12 protein-coding genes and 1 pseudogene are annotated in these 18,260 nt (G+C 31.2%); 7 read left to right on the top strand and 6 right to left on the bottom strand.

Annotated features, from left to right (window positions below):
- Positions 1 to 4 precede the first annotated feature (4 nt).
- Complete coding sequence (locus ACFSSB_RS13860) at positions 5 to 2,125, bottom strand: carboxy terminal-processing peptidase (RefSeq protein ID WP_379905273.1); 2,121 nt, start codon at positions 2,123 to 2,125, stop codon at positions 5 to 7.
- A 187-nt stretch (positions 2,126 to 2,312) separates the two neighbouring features.
- On the opposite strand from ACFSSB_RS13860, the gene surE reads away from it, so the two are divergent.
- The 5 genes from surE to ACFSSB_RS13835 are packed head-to-tail and all read left to right on the top strand — an operon-like array spanning position 2,313 to position 7,135.
- Positions 2,313 to 3,083: a 5'/3'-nucleotidase SurE gene (gene surE / locus ACFSSB_RS13855; RefSeq protein ID WP_379905271.1), complete on the top strand. Its 771-nt coding sequence runs from the start codon at positions 2,313 to 2,315 to the stop codon at positions 3,081 to 3,083.
- 47 nt (positions 3,084 to 3,130) lie between these two features.
- The gene (locus ACFSSB_RS13850; protein WP_379905269.1) at positions 3,131 to 3,412 is read left to right on the top strand and encodes a hypothetical protein; all 282 of its coding nucleotides are present in this window, start codon (positions 3,131 to 3,133) and stop codon (positions 3,410 to 3,412) included.
- Positions 3,413 to 4,531: a lipid-A-disaccharide synthase gene (gene lpxB / locus ACFSSB_RS13845; protein ID WP_379905267.1), complete on the top strand. Its 1,119-nt coding sequence runs from the start codon at positions 3,413 to 3,415 to the stop codon at positions 4,529 to 4,531.
- A gap of 2 nt (positions 4,532 to 4,533) precedes the next feature.
- Positions 4,534 to 5,058, top strand: coding sequence for a C40 family peptidase (locus ACFSSB_RS13840; RefSeq protein WP_379905265.1), 525 nt, complete (start codon positions 4,534 to 4,536; stop codon positions 5,056 to 5,058).
- Positions 5,059 to 5,107: 49 nt separating this feature from the next.
- Complete coding sequence (locus ACFSSB_RS13835) at positions 5,108 to 7,135, top strand: ComEC/Rec2 family competence protein (RefSeq protein WP_379905263.1); 2,028 nt, start codon at positions 5,108 to 5,110, stop codon at positions 7,133 to 7,135.
- 29 nt (positions 7,136 to 7,164) lie between these two features.
- On the opposite strand, the gene ACFSSB_RS13830 is transcribed toward ACFSSB_RS13835, so the two are convergent.
- The 4 genes from ACFSSB_RS13830 to ACFSSB_RS13815 all read right to left on the bottom strand — a co-directional run bounded on the left by ACFSSB_RS13830 (position 7,165) and on the right by ACFSSB_RS13815 (position 13,466).
- Positions 7,165 to 7,713: a thioredoxin family protein gene (locus tag ACFSSB_RS13830; protein ID WP_379905261.1), complete on the bottom strand. Its 549-nt coding sequence runs from the start codon at positions 7,711 to 7,713 to the stop codon at positions 7,165 to 7,167.
- Between the two features lie 74 nt (positions 7,714 to 7,787).
- Positions 7,788 to 9,566, bottom strand: a complete 1,779-nt coding sequence (locus tag ACFSSB_RS13825) for a peptide MFS transporter (RefSeq protein WP_379905259.1) — start codon at positions 9,564 to 9,566, stop codon at positions 7,788 to 7,790.
- A 48-nt stretch (positions 9,567 to 9,614) separates the two neighbouring features.
- Positions 9,615 to 11,204 carry a peptide MFS transporter gene (locus tag ACFSSB_RS13820; protein WP_379905257.1) on the bottom strand — a complete coding sequence of 530 codons (1,590 nt, stop codon included), beginning with the start codon at positions 11,202 to 11,204 and terminating at the stop codon, positions 9,615 to 9,617.
- 72 nt (positions 11,205 to 11,276) lie between these two features.
- Positions 11,277 to 13,466, bottom strand: coding sequence for a S9 family peptidase (locus ACFSSB_RS13815; RefSeq protein WP_379905255.1), 2,190 nt, complete (start codon positions 13,464 to 13,466; stop codon positions 11,277 to 11,279).
- A gap of 187 nt (positions 13,467 to 13,653) precedes the next feature.
- On the opposite strand from ACFSSB_RS13815, the pseudogene ACFSSB_RS13810 reads away from it, so the two are divergent.
- Together ACFSSB_RS13810 and ACFSSB_RS13805 are read left to right on the top strand one after the other, a co-directional pair.
- Positions 13,654 to 14,952, top strand: a pseudogene (locus ACFSSB_RS13810) (hydroxymethylglutaryl-CoA reductase, degradative); the annotation flags it as partial.
- Between the two features lie 6 nt (positions 14,953 to 14,958).
- On the top strand, positions 14,959 to 15,906 hold the full coding sequence (locus ACFSSB_RS13805) for a GYDIA family GHMP kinase (RefSeq protein WP_379905253.1): 948 nt from the start codon (positions 14,959 to 14,961) through the stop codon (positions 15,904 to 15,906).
- 123 nt (positions 15,907 to 16,029) lie between these two features.
- On the opposite strand, the gene ACFSSB_RS13800 is transcribed toward ACFSSB_RS13805, so the two are convergent.
- Complete coding sequence (locus ACFSSB_RS13800; RefSeq protein WP_379905251.1) at positions 16,030 to 18,153, bottom strand: SurA N-terminal domain-containing protein; 2,124 nt, start codon at positions 18,151 to 18,153, stop codon at positions 16,030 to 16,032.
- Positions 18,154 to 18,260 lie beyond the last annotated feature (107 nt).

Raw genomic sequence — 18,260 nt, 5'->3', positions numbered from 1 at the left:
TAGTTTATTCTTTTACTGTTGAAGCTACGTTTTTAACTGTGTAAGACATTTTTAAATCTTTTAACACATGTAAAGCCTCTTCCATATATACGTCTTGACTAAGGCTTTCATGCCATCTGTCACGTTTTTCTTTTAAAATAGAATCTGTTGCAAAAAGCTGACTTTCATAAGGCAGAGATTCAAACGTTAGGTTTGTTTGATATTCTGATATTTTATCAAAGCGTTTTGCTTCTTCTTCATTTAATTCTATTTTTTGTTTGTAAGCTTCATAATTTAAAGCATGTGTATTTTCATCCATTCTAGTTTTTACCCATTTTGCATTTTCTTCAATAAGCTTTAATTGCTCATTATTACTCATACGTTCTTGGCTCTTTTTTATGGTAGTATCATAATCAAAATAGCTTCCCCAAAAAGTATAATCTACAGGATCAATTTTATCCCAAGGCAATGGGTTTTCTTGGTCTTTTTCACCAACATTAATAAAGCTATATCTGTCTGGTACTACTACATCACTTTTTACTCCTTCAAGCTGTGTTGAGCCACCATTGATTCTATAAAACTTTTGTGTTGTTAGTTTTAAAGCACCTAAATCTCCTTGCGAGTTGTTACGCACCATTCTGTTTAAATCTAAAACATTTTGCACAGTACCTTTCCCGTAGGTTTGCTTGCTACCTATAATAATTGCTCTTTTATAATCTTGCATGGCAGCTGCTAATATTTCTGATGCAGAAGCCGACAGCTCATTTACCAAAATCACTAAAGGTCCATCCCAAACTATAGATTTATCTTTATCTTTTAAAACTTCTTTTGGCTCACCTGTTGATTTTACTTGAACAATTGGTCCGTCTTTAATAAACAATCCAGCCATATCAACCACTGTTTGTAAAGAACCACCTCCATTATTACGCAAGTCTAAAACAAGGCCTTCCATTCCTTCTTCTTTTAAACGTTCTATTTCCTTTTTTATATCGCTGGCAGCGTTACGTTTTCTGTAGTCTTGAAAATCTACATAAAACTTAGGTAGATTAATAACTCCAAAACGACTATCATTTTCTTTAACAATAGAAGACTTTGCGTATGTTTCTTCTAACTCTACAACATCTCGAGTAATAGAAATTTCTTCAATACTACCATCTACTTTTTTAACTGTAAGATTTACCTGAGTTCCTTTAGGTCCTTTTATAAGTTTTATAGCATCATCTAAACGCATACCTACAATATTCACTGCTTCTTCTTCATCTTCTTGACGTACTTTTTGAATAATATCACCAACTTCTAACTCTTTCCCTCTCCAAGCTGGTCCACCAGAAATAAGCTCTACTATTTTAGTATTATCCATTCTTTTAGATAATCTAGCTCCTATTCCTTCTAACTTACCTGACATTTGTTGATCAAAACGATCTTTATCTTCTGGTGCAAAGTAAAAAGTATGCGGATCGAATTCTTCTACAATAGCATTCACATAAATAGAAAACCAATCTTTACGTTGTTGATCGTCTATATAATCGTTGTAGTAATTATCAATAGATTTCAAGGTTTCTTCACGAGATTCTTCTTCTAATACTACTAATGATTTTTTTTCTTCTTCGCTCTTTTCATTTTCTGAAACTAACTCATCATAATTAGCAATAGTAGTAAATTTAAGCTGTTGTCTCCAACGCTCTTTCATTTGCTTTTTATTCTTTACATATTCTAATTTTTCATAATCAGAATTATACGTTTCGTCTACAGAATAATCAAAAGGCTTACTTAAAATATCTTTGTAGATAACTTTAGTTTCTTCTATACGCTTAAGTAAACGCTCATGTGTTAGATTAAAAAAAGTAACATCATAGGCTTTAAGCTGATCATCAATTTGAGTTTTATATTTTTCAAAGTCTTCTATGTCTGACTTATAAAAATAACGTTTTAAAGGATCTAACTGCTCTAAATAATCGGTGTAAACAGCAGTAGAAAATTCATCATCTATATCTTTAGGGTCAAAATGACCACGCTCTAAAACATAAGTAATAACCTGTATTAATAGCTTATCTTTGTCTGGATCATCAAAAGTTTTATTAGTAAAACTACAAGACGCAAACGCCAACAAAAGTAACAGGATTAGTATATTATATTTATTCTTCATTTTCAATTTGCTTTTATTAATTTAAACCTATAACAGATTTAAGTTAGAGATCTAAGTGAATGTACTAAATTAAAGAAAAAACCATGCCGATAAAAGGTATTTGATACTAATTTTTTGTTAAACCTAATTAATTAAGTATATACTATATAAAAACCGTATTTTAGCCTAGCTAAAACCTTGTATTAATATGACAAAAAAACCACTTATTTTAGTTACCAATGATGATGGTATTACCGCTCCAGGAATTAGAACCTTGATAGCAGTCATGAAAACCATTGGTGAAGTTGTTGTTGTAGCTCCTGACAGTCCGCAAAGCGGAATGGGTCACGCTGTTACTCTAGACTCTACCTTACATTTAGAACAGGTTTATATTGATGATGGAGACCAAAAGGAATACAGTTGTTCTGGCACACCTGTAGATTGTGTAAAAATTGCAAAAAGTGAGATTTTAGATCGAAAACCAGACTTATGTGTTTCTGGTATTAATCATGGGTCTAACTCTTCAATTAATGTTATTTATTCTGGTACAATGAGTGCTGCATTAGAAGCTGGTATTGAAGGCATACCTTCTATTGGTTTTTCTTTGTTAGATTATAATTGGAATGCTAATTTTGAAGCAGCTGCAACATTTGCAAAAAGCATTGCTTTAAATGTTCTTAAAAACGGATTACCAGAAGGCGTTGTTTTAAATGTAAACTTTCCTAAATTAGAGAAAGAAGAAATTAAAGGAGTACGTATTTGCAGACAAGCAAAAGCGAACTGGAAAGAAGAATTTGACAAAAGAGTTAGTCCGCAAGGCAAAGAATATTATTGGCTAACCGGAAAATTCGTTAATTTAGATAAAGGAGAAGACACCGATGAATGGGCGCTACAAAACGGTTATGTTTCGGTAGTACCAGTAAAGTTTGATTTAACAGCTCATCATTGTGTACAAAAATTAAATACTTGGGATTTTTAAATCCGTAATTTTAAAAAACAATAATTCCACTTACGTGGAAAACAAACATGAAAAAAGACATTACCATTGGTTTAGTAGTAGGTTTAATAACAAACATTATTGGTTTATTTATAGCTACTAAAGTATTAGGAAAAGGAGAAAGTTTTATACTGGGTTTAGAAACTGCAAAAGCGCAAGGATTTCTTAACCAATTAATAAGTTTAGGTGCTATTTTAAATTTAATTGCATTTTTTTTCTTTTTAAGCAAAAGACAAGACGACAAAGCAAAAGGTGTTCTTATAATTACTATTTTTATTGCAATATTAACCTTTGCATTTAAATTTTTATAAATGAAATATTACATTATTGCAGGAGAAGCTTCGGGTGATTTACACGGCTCAAATTTAATGAAGGCATTACAAAAACAAGATATACATGCCGAATTTAGATTTTGGGGAGGAGACCTTATGCAAAGTGTTGGAGGTACTTTGGTACAACATTATAAAGAAAGAGCCTTTATGGGTTTTGCAGAAGTGCTTTTAAATATAAACACCATTTTTAAAGCTATTTCTTTATGCAAAAATGATATTGCAACTTACCAACCTGATGTAGTTATTTTTATTGATAATTCTGGTTTTAATTTACGTATTGCTAAATGGGCAAAAGAGCAAAATTTTAAAACACACTATTATATTTCACCGCAAGTTTGGGCATCTAGGGCAAATAGAGTTAAAAAGATAAAAAAGTATATAGATGCTATGTATGTTATTCTTCCGTTTGTGGAAGATTTTTACAAAAAATACAATTACAAAGTACATTTTGTTGGGCATCCTTTAATTGATGCTATTGCAGACAGAACACAAGTGGACGAGTATACCTTTAGAAAAGAATACCTATTAAACGAAAAACCAATAATTGCATTACTTCCTGGTAGTAGAAAACAAGAAATTAAAAAAATGCTAAGCGTAATGCTTAGTGTTGTAAAAGATTACCCTAACTACCAATTTGTAATTGCTGGAGCACCAAGCCAAGATTATAGTTTTTATTCGCAATTTATAAAGACCAAAAATGTTTCTTTTATTTCTAATAAAACCTACGACTTACTAAGTCTTTCTACAGCTGCATTGGTAACCTCTGGAACTGCAACGCTAGAAACAGCTCTTTTTAAAGTACCACAAGTAGTATGCTATAAAGGTAGTTGGCTCTCTTACCAAATTGGTAAACGCATTATCACACTTAAATTTATTTCATTAGTAAATTTAATTATGAACAAAGAAGTAGTTACTGAGTTAATTCAAAATGACTTTAACACCAAAAGACTTAAAGCAGAATTAGATACTATTTTAGACGAATACCAAAGAACAAAGTTTTTTATAAACTATTATGAATTAGAAAAAAAGCTAGGCGGAAGAGGTGCTAGCGAAAAAACAGCTAAACTCATTTACAACTCTATAACAGCAAACACTTAAATATGTGCATTAAAAAATTTGCCCTAATTCTTATACTTTTAATCTCTTTTTCGGCTTGTAAATCTAGCAAAAGCAAACGTGTTGTTACCAAAAAAACCAGAACAACTAAGACGGCTACTAACAAAACAACGACTAAGACTAATGCTAACATAAAAAAGGTTGTTGATTATGCTAAAACTTTTGAAGGCGTAAAATATAAATACGGAGGTACTACTAAAAAAGGAATGGATTGCTCTGGGTTAATTTATACTTCGTTTAAAAAAGAAGCCATTAGCTTACCAAGAACTACACACGACTTATCTACAACAGGAAATTGGATAGACCTAAAAGAAGTAAAAGTAGGAGATTTGTTGTTTTTTGCAACCAAAAAAAACAGCCGCAAAGTAAACCATGTTGGTATTGTAACTACTGCTAGAACAGGCTATGTTGAGTTTATTCACGCATCTACAAGTAGAGGTGTTATGATTTCTAACCTTGCTGAGCGTTATTGGTATTTGGCTTACGTACAAGCGAGACGAGTAATGTAAGAAAAATCTTTTTGATTTGTAAGTAATTGATTATCTTTAAGTTATGAAGATGATTAATTTCAACATAATAAAACTTACATTCTTTTTAATTTTAGGAATATTAATTGGTTTCTATTACTACATACCCTTACCTACAAGTATATACATAACTTTTTGCTTAATCGCTTTATTATGCACAAGCTATTTAATTAGTAAAAAACAATTTAAAAAAAACATTTGGTTTGGCATCATAGCCTTTATCACTACTTTTTCAATAGGAATATTAACTACAAATATTCACAACGAAAAGAACTACAAAAACCATTATACCCATTTTATTTCTGATGTTAAAAAACCTACTAACACCATTACTTTTAAAATTAATGAGGTTTTAAAACCTGGTAATTATCACCATAAGTATGTAATAGACATACTTAAAATTGACACCAAAAAGGTTTCCGGAACATCCTTACTATATATTGCAAAAGACAGTCTGCAAGATCTACTAGAAGTAGATGAAATTTTAATTACAACCGATAGTTTTACAGCTATTTCTCCTCCTATTAATCCGAATCAATTTAATTACAAAAAGTATTTAGAGAAGCGCTATATCTACCATCAAATATATTCTACAAACAAAAATTTATTCCGCGTAAGCAATACCACACATACTTTTTTTGGATATGCTGCACAGCTAAGAAAAAACATAAATACCAAACTTAAAAAACACCAATTTAAGCCAGACGAATTAGCTATTGTTAACGCGTTAATTTTAGGACAAAGACAACTTATTAGTAAAGATGTGTATAGCAATTATGTAAACGCTGGAGCCATACATATTCTTGCTGTTTCGGGCTTACATGTTGGTATATTATTACTTCTATTAAATATTATTTTTAAGCCTTTAGAACAACTTAAGAATGGCAGAATACTAAAGATGGTTGTTGTTATACTTTTACTTTGGTGTTATGCTATTATTGCAGGAGCTTCTGCTTCTATTATTAGGGCTGCAACTATGTTTAGCATTATTGCCTATGCCATGCATTTAAAAAGACCAAGCAACATTTACAACACCTTAGCTATTTCGGTATTTTGTATCTTACTTGTTAAACCTTTGTTTTTATTTGATGTTGGATTTCAATTGAGTTACTTGGCTGTTATTGCCATTGTCTCTATACAACCTATTCTTTATAAAATTTGGAAACCCAAATTATGGTTAGTAAATAAATTATGGGAAATAACCACTGTAACATTTGCGGCACAGTTTGGTGTTTTACCAATTAGCCTATTTTATTTTCATCAAATTCCTGGCTTGTTTTGGTTATCTAATATTGTTATTATTCCGTTACTAGGTACAATACTTGTTAGTGGTATTTCTATTATAATACTTGCTTTAATAAATGCTTTACCTCAATTTTTAGCAGATATTTTTGGATTTATTATTGGACTAATGAATGCTTTTTTTGAATGGATTGCTAGTAAAGAAGAATTCCTTTTTCAAAATATTTCATTCAATATCTTTTATGTACTTACCTCGTATTTAATTATTATAGCATTGGTAAGGCTGTACATAAAGAAAAACCATAAGACATTAGTGTTTTTATGTCTTTCTGTAATTAGTTTTCAAATAGCAACCATTTACACAAAATATAAAAACAGAAAAAATGCATTTATTATTTTTCATAAAAGCAGAAATACTGTGATTGCTGTTAAAAAGAAAAACACATTAAATGTTTTTCATAATGTAGATAGCTTACTAAAAAACAAAAATATTAGCACTTTTGCTGTTGCCAATTTTATTAAAAACATACAGGAAGATAGTTTACAAAACCTTTATGTATATCAAAATAAAAAAGTTTTAGTGGTAGACAGTTTAGGCATTTATAACTTTAAAAGTATACAGCCAGATTATGTTTTATTACGCAACTCTCCTAAAATAAATATAAGTAGACTGATAGATAGTTTAAAACCAAAAACAATTATTGCAGATGGCAGTAATTACAAAACTTATATATCTAGATGGGAAAACATTTGTAAAAAAAGAAAGCTCCCTTTTCACTATACAGGTAAAAAGGGAGCTTTTATATTAATAGAATAGGTTATTAGCAATACTAATAACAGCTAGTTTTAGCCTTTAAATTCTGGCTTAAACGCTAAATAATACTCGTTAAAAGCATCTTGTGTAGTTAACGTTTTATAATCATTGTTTGCAAACATTTTTAAGTATAACTCAATTTGCGTTGGTGTTTGATATCCTTTAATAGGAGCAATTAAATCTGCATTTTCATCTAAATACACAATGGTAGGATATGCATTGACTTGAAAATATCTAGATAATTGATGAGAGCTATTACGTCTTGATGCTTTAGCAGGATCATAACTAGGGTTTGTAAATTCTTTACCTTGAAAGCTTACCACATCATTACCTTCTGCATTAAATTTTACAGCATAAAAGTTTTCATTCACATAGGCTGCAACCTCTTTATTTTGAAAGGTATTTTTATCTAGCATTTTACATGGACCACACCAAACGGTATACATGTCTATCATAATTTTTTTAGGTTCTTTCTTTTGAAGCTCTAAAGCCTCTTCTAGTGTCACCCAATTGATTTCTTGAGCTGCAACAGAACCAACTGTAATCACTGTAAGTAAAAATGTAAGTACTAAATTTTTCATATTATATAAATGCTTTATTTATGTTTTTATTTCATTTCAAAAGGATAGTCTCAATTACTATTCCAAAATTACAATTATCTAACGTTATGCATTAATCGCTTTAAAATAGGGTTTAAAATTATAGAAATAATACCTACAGCAATAGGAACTAATGTAAATATTAAAAAGAACGTACTCAGAGAGTATTCTTCTGTAATTTTATCAATCATTCCTCCCATTGTTCCTGCTGCTTTTTGGCCAATAGCAATTGCTAAGTACCAAATACCAAACATAAAACCAATCATTCTACCAGGAACTAATTTACTTAAATAAGATAAACCTACTGGTGAAATACAAAGTTCTCCCATGGTATGAAATAAGTAAGCAAATATTAAGAAAAACATACTAACAGAAGCTGTTTTTGCACCTTGTTCTATTCCCATTGTACCCATTACTAAAACTCCAAATCCTAAACCTAAAAGAATAAGACCTAAACCATATTTCATGGCTGCACTAGGATTGTATTTGCTTTCCCACCACTTTGAAAATAATGGAGCTAGCGTAATAATAAAGAAGGAGTTTAAAATCCCAAACCAAGAGGCTCCTACCTCTGTGGCATCTTTGCTAAATTCTCTATTTACTTTCCAAATAACAATACCCCAAAGCGAAATAAACGCTAAGGATAATACAATATTAGAATACGGAATTTTAGAGTATGTTTTTTTAAATAACAAAAATAAAACCCAAGTAATAATTGCTAATGGACCTACTGTTAATATTAAATCAATAATTTTAAAAACCATTGCCGAAGAACCAGATAAAGCTCTTCCTGTATAATCTCTAGCAAAAATAGTCATAGAGCCTAAAGATTGCTCAAAAGCTGCAAAGAAAAACACTGTAAATATACCAAATACAGAAACTGCTATAATTTTGTCTCTTATGATTTTAGAGTATCGTGAAATTCTAGTAATTATTAAATAAAGAAATAATACTAAAGCAGTAAGAATGGTTACATTAGAACCTTCAAGGCCACCAATATTAAAATTCAATATATTCACATCACCAATTTTAGACATTGGGTCATTGAATAAGTATAAAACACCTCCTAAAGCAGAAAGCACAATTAGTATTTTATCAATATTTGTAAAAGGATTTAGCTTTTCTTCTAATTTGTAATCCTCTGTAGGACTAACCTCATTAATGTTTTGCGGAATCTCTACTTCATGAATTTTTGTAGGTTTTTCACCTATACTTCCAAACAAATCTTTAGCTAACCAGAATTGTAACATTCCTAAAAACATAAATATTCCGGCAAGACCGAATCCCCAAGACCATCCAATATTTTCAGCTAAATAACCACAAAGCATCATTCCAAAAAAGGCACCAGCATTAACTCCCATATAAAATATAGTATATGCTCCATCTTTTTTAGACTCTTTTCCTTTATACATTTCAGATATCATAGAAGTTACGTTAGGTTTAAAAAAACCTGTACCAATAACTAATAAAGCCAATCCTAAATACAGTGTAAATTGCGTTTCAAAAACCATTGCTGCATGACCAAGCATCATGATAAAGCAACCGATAATTACAGCCCACTTATAACCAGTAATCTTATCTGCAACCCAACCACCAACAATTGGTGTTAAATACAAAAGAGATGCATAGGTACCAATTAATGCTAAAGCGTGTTCTCGTGGCCATTCCCATCCTGGGTTTTCACCTATTAAAGGAGCTGTTAAAAACAGAACTAAAAGTATACGCATTCCGTAAAAAGAAAAACGTTCCCACATTTCAGTAAAAAACAATACAAACAATCCTGCTGGATGTCCTATTACTTTGTCTTTAAATAGATTTTCAATATCTGTATTCATTAATAATAAAGAGATTAGTTAGTTTAATATTTTCTAGATAAGAATGTATTATTCAATTCCGTGCATTTTTCTTTTAAGCATTGGATTTAATAAAAACATTATTACAGCTGCACCTATTGGAATAATTGTAAATATTAAAAAGAAAGTAGTTAAGCCGTGTTCTTCCATGATTGGATCCATATAACTTCCTGTAAAACCACCTAAAAGGTTAGCAAAGAAATTAGCTGTAAACCAAATACCAAACATCATACTCACTAATTTAATAGGAGCTAATTTACTTACGTAAGATAATCCTACTGGTGAAACGCAAAGTTCTCCCATTGTATGTAAGAAATATGCAACTACCAAATAAATTAAACTAACAGAAGCTGTTTTTGCTCCATCAGGAATACCTGCAGAACCATAAGCTAAAGCCGCAAATCCTAATCCTACTAATAGTAATCCTATAGCAAATTTTACAGGACCTGAAGGGTTAAATTTACTTTCCCAAATTTTAGAAAATAAAGGAGCAAATAAGATAATAAATAAAGAGTTTAGTACTGAGAACCATGATGCAGGAACTTCTGTTGCGTCTGATTGAAATTCTCTAACAAGCATCCAGATTACAATTCCCCAAATAATTACAAAACTTAAAGCTAGTAATATATTAGCTAGTGAATATTTAGCAAAAGTTTGTTTAAATAACATGGCTAAAACCCAAGTGATTACCACCATTGGCACCACTGTTATAATGGCATTAATTATTTTAAAAGTAAGAGCTGCGCTTCCTACTAAAGATCTATCTGTATAATCTGCAGCAAAAATAGTCATAGAACCACCTGCTTGCTCAAATGCCCACCAAAAGAAAATAACAAACAGAGAAAAGATACCAATAACAAATAATCTGTCTCTTACTACTTTTGAATTTTCAGCTTCTTCAATAACGTCTTCAACATTATCTTCTAATTTTTCAACACTATCTTCAATTACATCATCAAAATCTTCGGTTTGTTTTGGTGATAATCCTATTCTACCAAAGATACTTTGTGTAAAAAAGAATTGTAGCATTCCTAAAAACATAAAGATTCCAGCAAGTCCAAAACCAAAATGCCATCCAATATTTTCACCTATATAACCACATAATAAAATTCCTAAGAAAGCACCTGCATTAATTCCCATATAAAATATAGTATAACCAGCATCTTTTTCTTTTCCTTGTGATTTGTATAACTGTCCTACCATAGAAGAAATATTTGGCTTAAAGAAACCATTACCTATGATTAAGAATGATAGACCTGCATAGAAAAACATTGGTGTAATGCCTTCTAATGCCATAGAAGCATGCCCTAAAGTCATTACAAAGGCTCCAAGTACAACGGCTCTTCTATAACCCATAAATTTATCGGCAATAAAACCTCCAATAATAGGTGTTATATAGACTAAACCTGTATACCATCCGTAAAGCACTAAAGCATCTGCTCTACTCCATTCCCATCCACCATCAATAATGGTTGACACTAAAAACAGTACAAGTAAAGCTCTCATACCATAGTATGAAAAACGTTCCCACATTTCAGTAAAGAAAAGCACGAACAACCCTGCAGGATGCCCTAAAACTGTTTTTTGATTCTCTGCAGAACCTCCAAATTTAAATTCCATATGTATTTATTTTAATTAGTTAGTTAGTTTATTATTCTTTTATATGCTTAATTTCTTGTTTGGCTTTTGCTTTTATAATTTATCACCAAGCTTAGCATCAATAAAATTTGTCATTTTTTTATACAAATGTAATCTAGTGTTACCACCATAAATACCATGATTTTTGTCTGGATAAATCATCCATTCAAACTGTTTATCTGCTTGAATTAATGCTTCAACCATACGCATTGTATTTTGCACATGTACGTTATCATCTCCAGAACCATGTATTAGTAAAAAGTCTCCTTTTAATTTATCTACATGATTTATTGGTGAGTTATCATCATAACCACTTGCATTTTCTTGAGGTGTTGTCATGTAACGCTCTGTATAAATAGAATCGTAAAATCTCCAGCTTGTTACTGGCGCAACAGCTATTGCCATTTTAAAGACATCGTTTCCTTTAAAAAGCGCATTACTACTCATAAAGCCACCAAAGCTCCAACCCCAAATTCCTATTCTAGAAGCATCAACATAGGCTCTATCGCCAAGTTTTTTTGCTGCATCAATTTGGTCTTCTAATTCAAATTTACCCAATTCATTTTGAGTTACTTTTTTAAAGGCTGCACCTTTAAATCCTGTTCCTCTTCCGTCAATACAAACCACAATATAGCCTTTTTGTGCTAAATGTTGGTACCAATAATCATTAGCTCCATTCCATCGGTTTGCTACTTGTTGAGATCCTGGACCAGAATATTGATACATAAATAAAGGATATTGTTTAGTAGCATCAAAATCTAGTGGTTTAATCATCCACATATTTAAATCGTTACCATTTACATTAATGGTAGAAAATTCTTTTTCAGAAATTTTATAGTTTAAAAGCTTTTTTGAAAGTGCGCTATTATCTTTAATACGTTTTACTAAATTTCCTGAAACAGCTTCGTTTAACGTATATTCTGGAGGTGTACTTGTATTAGAAAATGTATTTATAAAATAGGTGAAATCTGCACTAAAAGAAGCATTATTGGTTCCTGTATTTTTAGTCAGTCTAGTTTTATTGTTTCCGTTTAAATCAATTTTATATACATCTCGATTAATAGAACCATTTTCAACCGATTGATAATAAATAACATCGTTTTTATCATCATAACCATAGTAATTAGTTACTTCCCAGTTTCCTTTGGTAATTTGATTAATAAGCTTTCCTTTTTTATCATAGTGATAAATGTGGTTGTGTCCATCTTTTTCACTTGTCCATATAAAGCTATCGTCTGTTAAAAAGGTAAGATTATCGGTTACATCTACATAGGCATTATCTTTTTCTGCTATTGCAATTTTAGCACTTTCCTTTTTAGCGTTAATCATCCATAAATCTAGTTCGTTTTGATGTCTGTTCATGTATTGTGCACTTAAAACATCTGGATCATTCGTCCATTTTATTCTAGGAATATAAAAATCATTATACGCTTTATCTAACTTAACCTCATTGGTTGTATCAGCCTTTAAATTATATGTATGTAAAGACACAATAGCGTTTTTTTCTCCAGCTTTGGGATATTTAAACACTTGTTGTTTTGGGTATAATGCAGAACCATAAACATCCATTGAAAATTCTGGAACATTGGTTTCATCAAACTTTATAAATGCTAATCTATCACTAGAAGCATTCCACTCAAAAGCGCGAACAAAGCCAAATTCTTCTTCGTAAACCCAGTCTGTAATACCATTAATGATTTCATTTTTCTTACCATCAAAAGTAATTTGTTTGGTTTCACCAGAAACTAAATCTTTTACATATAAATTATTATTTAATCCGTAAGCTACTTTGGTAGCATCTGGAGAAAATGTTGGTTCTTGAATTTTATCTTCGGCAATTAAAGTAACCGATGCATCACTAGTATTGTATACATAAAAATGACCTAAAGTAGAGCGTCTAAAAATAGACTCTACATCTGTAGCTAAAATAATTTTGCTTTCATCTGCACTAAAGGTATAATCTGTAAAGTAAGGTATAGCTTCAATATCTGAAGAGTTTACTAAGGTTTTTACCTTGCTTAAGGTTTTATAATCATACACATCAATAGTGGTAGACTTTGAAACTCTATCATAGTCTAACACAGAATATTGCTGTCCGTTTTTCATAGAATGTAGCGCATCCATTCTTTGGGTTCTAAAAGTACCATTCCAAATGTCTTCTAAAGAAATATTTTGTGTTTGTGCTGAAGTATGAATTGCTGTTAAAAAAAAGCAGCTTAATAGGAAGAATCTAAAAGTTCGCATTAAAAAAAATGATTATATTAAAATGACGTCAAGTTTACTAAAAAATAAGCAAAAAACCCTAAATATTAACAGTAATTTGGGGTTACAAAACCCCAAAACACCTTTCCTTTTATTTATTACAAACATAAATTACATAAATGAAAACCATTAAAAATGGGTATACTATCTTTGTGTTTTAAAAACCAAGTACATGAGTGCAACTATTTCAGGCTTTTCAAAACTATCTAAATCTAAAAAAATAGATTGGATTGTTGAAACCTATTTTTCTAATAAAGAAGAAGCTAAAAAAATTATACAACAATATTGGAACACCAATTTGTCACTACAAAACTTACATGATGAGTTTATAGAAAACACCATTACCAATTACTATTTGCCACTTGGCGTTGCTCCTAATTTTTTAATAAACGGAAAAATGCACACCATACCTATGGCAATTGAAGAAAGCTCTGTAGTTGCTGCTGCTAGTAAATCTGCTAAGTTTTGGTTATCACGCGGAGGTTTTAAAACTCGAGTACTTTCTACTACAAAAATTGGTCAAGTACACTTTATGTATGCTGGTGATTTTAAAACACTAGAAACCTTTTTTAACCATGTAAAAGCGCAACTAATAGCAGACGCTAAGCCAATCACCAAGAACATGGAAAAACGTGGTGGTGGTATTACAGACATAGTTTTAAAAGATAAAACCAATGCTATTTCTGGCTACTACCAATTGCATGCAACCTTTGAAACACAAGATGCAATGGGAGCCAATTTTATAAATTCTTGTTTAGAGCAGTTTGCTAAAACTTTTAAGGCTGAAGCCGAAAAACAACTACAAGAATCTATAGAAATTGTAATGAGCATCTTATCTAACTACGTACCAGATTGTTTGGTTCGCGCAGAAGTAAGTTGCAAATTAGAAGATTTACCTAAAGACGATTTTAATGCCGAAAAATTTGTACAAGCTGTAGCAATTGCAGAAGTAGAACCTTACCGAGCTGTCACGCACAACAAGGGTATTATGAATGGTATTGATGCAGTAGTTTTAGCTACAGGAAATGATTTTAGAGCAGTAGAAGCAGGTGTGCATGCCTATGCTTCTAGAAATGGCTCTTACAGCAGCCTAACACATGCTAAAATTGAAAATGGTGTATTTACTTTTTGGATGGAAATACCACTAGCATTAGGAACCGTTGGTGGCTTAACCAACTTACATCCTTTAGTAAAATTAGCTCTAGAGTTATTACACCAACCTAGTGCAGAAGAGCTAATGCAAATAGTAGCTGTTGCAGGTTTAGCACAAAACTTTGCTGCGTTACGCTCTTTAACCACAACAGGTATTCAACAAGGACACATGAAAATGCATTTAATGAATATCTTGAACCAAATGGAAGCTACCGAAACTGAAAAAGAAACATTGGTACATTATTTTAAAACCAACACAGTAACACACAGTGCAGTAGTTGAAGCTTTTAATGAATTAAGAAAAAAGAATAATTAATAACTCATGCAGCAATTTTATAGCAGCGGAAAATTATTACTTACAGGAGAATATGTAGTTCTTGATGGAGCAAAAGCACTTGCTGTACCAACAAAATTTGGGCAGAATTTGCTTGTAGAAGAAATAGAAGCTTCAAAAATACTATGGAGTAGTTTAGATGAACAAGGAAACACCTGGTTTAAAACAGATTTTAAATTAGAAAACAATACCATTTATTTACAAGATCAAGAGGACTCTGAAATCTCTAATAGACTTTTAGAAATATTTTGTGCTGCAAAAGCACTGAATCCTGAATTTTTAAAAGACAAAAAAGGATTTAAAATAACAACAACATTAGAGTTTCCAAAAAATTGGGGACTTGGTACATCGTCTACCTTAATTAACAACATTGCTACTTGGGCTAATTTGGATGCCTACCAGCTACTAGAAAAAACTTTTGGAGGTAGTGGTTATGATATTGCTTGTGCACAAAATGCCTCGGCAATTACATATCAATTACATAACAATGCACTTTCAAAACAAGCTACAAACAATAAGCGAACGGTAAAACAAGTATCTTTTAACCCTATTTTTAAAGCACATTTATATTTTGTGCATTTAAACAAAAAACAAAATAGTAGAGAAGGTATTTCGCATTATAAAAAGAACACAAATAATCTAGATAGTACTATTGCTGAAATAAATAAAATAACCGAAAACATTATTGCTTGTTCTTCCATAGAAGCCTTTAATCTGCTTATAGAAAAGCATGAGCAAATCATTGCAGAAACAATACACTTACAACCAGTAAAAGAAGCACTATTTAGCGACTTTAACGGAAGCATAAAAAGTTTAGGTGCTTGGGGAGGAGATTTTGTTTTGGTGAGCTCTAAAACAAATCCTACTGCATATTTTAAAAACAAAGGCTACACTACTATTTTAAAATATGATGAAATGGTTACAACTACCTTGTAGTTTTATAAACAAATACCCATTTATAATTGGGCAAACTATTGTTTAAACAGAAAATAGAAGAAATAAAAAAAGCGACCTTTTGGTCGCTTTTTTTATATAAATATACGGCAAATAAACTTTAGCTTATTGTACTGTATTTGCTCTGTTATCTTCAATTTCAGCAGCTTCTTTTAAAGCTGTATATAATCTTGAATCTACTGCAGATTGTTTTTGTTGTGCTACTTGGTTAGCAAAAGCTTGGTAGTTTGCTAATTCAACAGCTGGAGTAACTTTAGTTACTTGAACCATATACACTCCATTTTCTCCTTCAATTAAATTAGAAGTTTCTCCTTCTTTTAAACCAAATGCAGCACCAACTACTTTAGGCTCTCTACCAACACCTGTAACTGTAGGTGTTTTCATATTGATTGCTAATGCAGTTCTTACAGTTTGTCCTTCTGCTTTAGCAACATCTTCTATTGTAGTTGCAGAAATTCTGTTTTTAATGATGTCTGCTTTTTTAGCTTTACGTATTGCTGGTAAAGCAGTAACAGATGCATCTTGCGTATTCATTAAACCTGCTTTGTTTTTAGCAGTTAATTGTGCAATAACAAAACCATCAGTAATTGCAAATTTCTTAACATCTCCTACTTCAGCATCTTCTTCAAAAGCCCAACGAACTATTGGTCTTTGACTGTTTAATCCAGGAATGTTTTCGTCTAAAACTTTAATAGAGTTTACAGGACGTACAGTATAGTTGCTTTCTTTTGCTATTTCTTCAAAGTTTCCTTTTGCTACAGCGTTTTCAAAACTTGCAGCATCTCTAAACACTTTAGATATTGTAGCTTCACTTGGCTCAATTTTTCTAGCAATAGTACCTACTTTAATAGTACGTTGTAAGTTCTTTTGGTCTAAAATTTCAATTACGTGAAATCCGAAAACGGTTTCAACTACACCAAAGTCTCCTTTTTTATTTTCAAAAGTAAAGTCTCTAAATTCTGGTACCATAGCGTTGTATGTAAACCAATCTAAAACTCCTTCTTTTTCATTACTTACTGTATCTGCAGAAAAATCTAATAAGCTAACAAATTTTGAAGGTGTAGCTTTTACTACACTCATAATACTATCTGCAGTTGCTTTAGCTTGTTCTTTTGTTTGAACCGTTTCTGCAGTTGCAGAACGAGAACCTACAAATGGTAATAAAATATGTCTTGCTTTTACAGAGTCTGGTAATTGTTTTACTGCAACTACTTTAGAAATTTTAAAGTAATTAGCATCTTTATAAGGACCAAATACTTCACCAGTGTTTAAACTATAAAGAGTATCTGCAACAGTTGCTGGTAATTCTGATTTTTGAACAAAACGATCATCAAACTTAATATCTGAATTCGCATTGATAAAAGACGCATTGTCTTTTACTTTTAAGAAACTAGAAATAGTATCGTTTCTTTTAGTTACTTCGTTATATACAACTTGATCTTTTAAAAGATTAGTTAAGCTTTCTTTAATTGCGTTTTCATCTTCTAATGAAGCAACTTCTTTAAACTGTACATAGTTAATATCTCTAGAAGCTTCAACTGTATATTGTTTTTTGTGCTTGTTTACATAGTTTGTAATATCACTATTAGAAACTGTAATTGTACTATCTGCAATAGAAGAAAAAGGTACTTGAACAAATTTAATATCTACTTGATCACCTTCTAATTTATGTTGTAATTCTCCTTCGGCAAGAGTACCAACCATACCTGCTTTAACCATATTAATATAGTTTTGGCTTAGTGCGTTTGAAGCAATTCCTTTTTCATAGTCAATCCATTGTTGGTATGCTATAGCAGAAGTTTCTTTTAAATTAGCAATATATTCGTTCATTTTGTTTTCATCAAAAAGACCTGCTTCGTTTTGAAAATCTGCATTACCAGATAAACTTGTTTTTAACAAGTCACGCATTTGATCTTTTTCAACAGTAAAGCCTAAAGCATCAAATTGTGTTTGCATAACAGCTTGACGTACTTCTTGGTTCCAAACGTTGTTCATAGCTTGTGTGCTCGTTCCGCTTCCTCCCATTTGACGTTGCATTAACTCTACTTTCTGCATGAAATCTTCACGAGTAATGTCTTTGCCATTTATAGTGGCTACCACATTTTGTGATTTTGCTGTAAGTGCATCGCTGTTTCTAAACAAATCTGCTAATACAAATGAGAATAACGCTAATGCAATTACTGCTATTAGTACTAATGATTGTTTTCTAATGTTATTTAAAATTGCCATTTTTGGTATAAATTTTATTCAATATAGTGCGCGAAAATACCATTTTCTATTTAATAATGAAAGGGTTATTTTGATAAAATGAAATTGAAGTTAAAATTGTTGCTAAA

Origin of the sequence: Lacinutrix gracilariae (assembly GCF_042684485.1) — a bacterium.
Classification (GTDB): domain Bacteria; phylum Bacteroidota; class Bacteroidia; order Flavobacteriales; family Flavobacteriaceae; genus Oceanihabitans; species Oceanihabitans gracilariae.
This window is presented reverse-complemented; position numbering and strand designations above follow the sequence as displayed.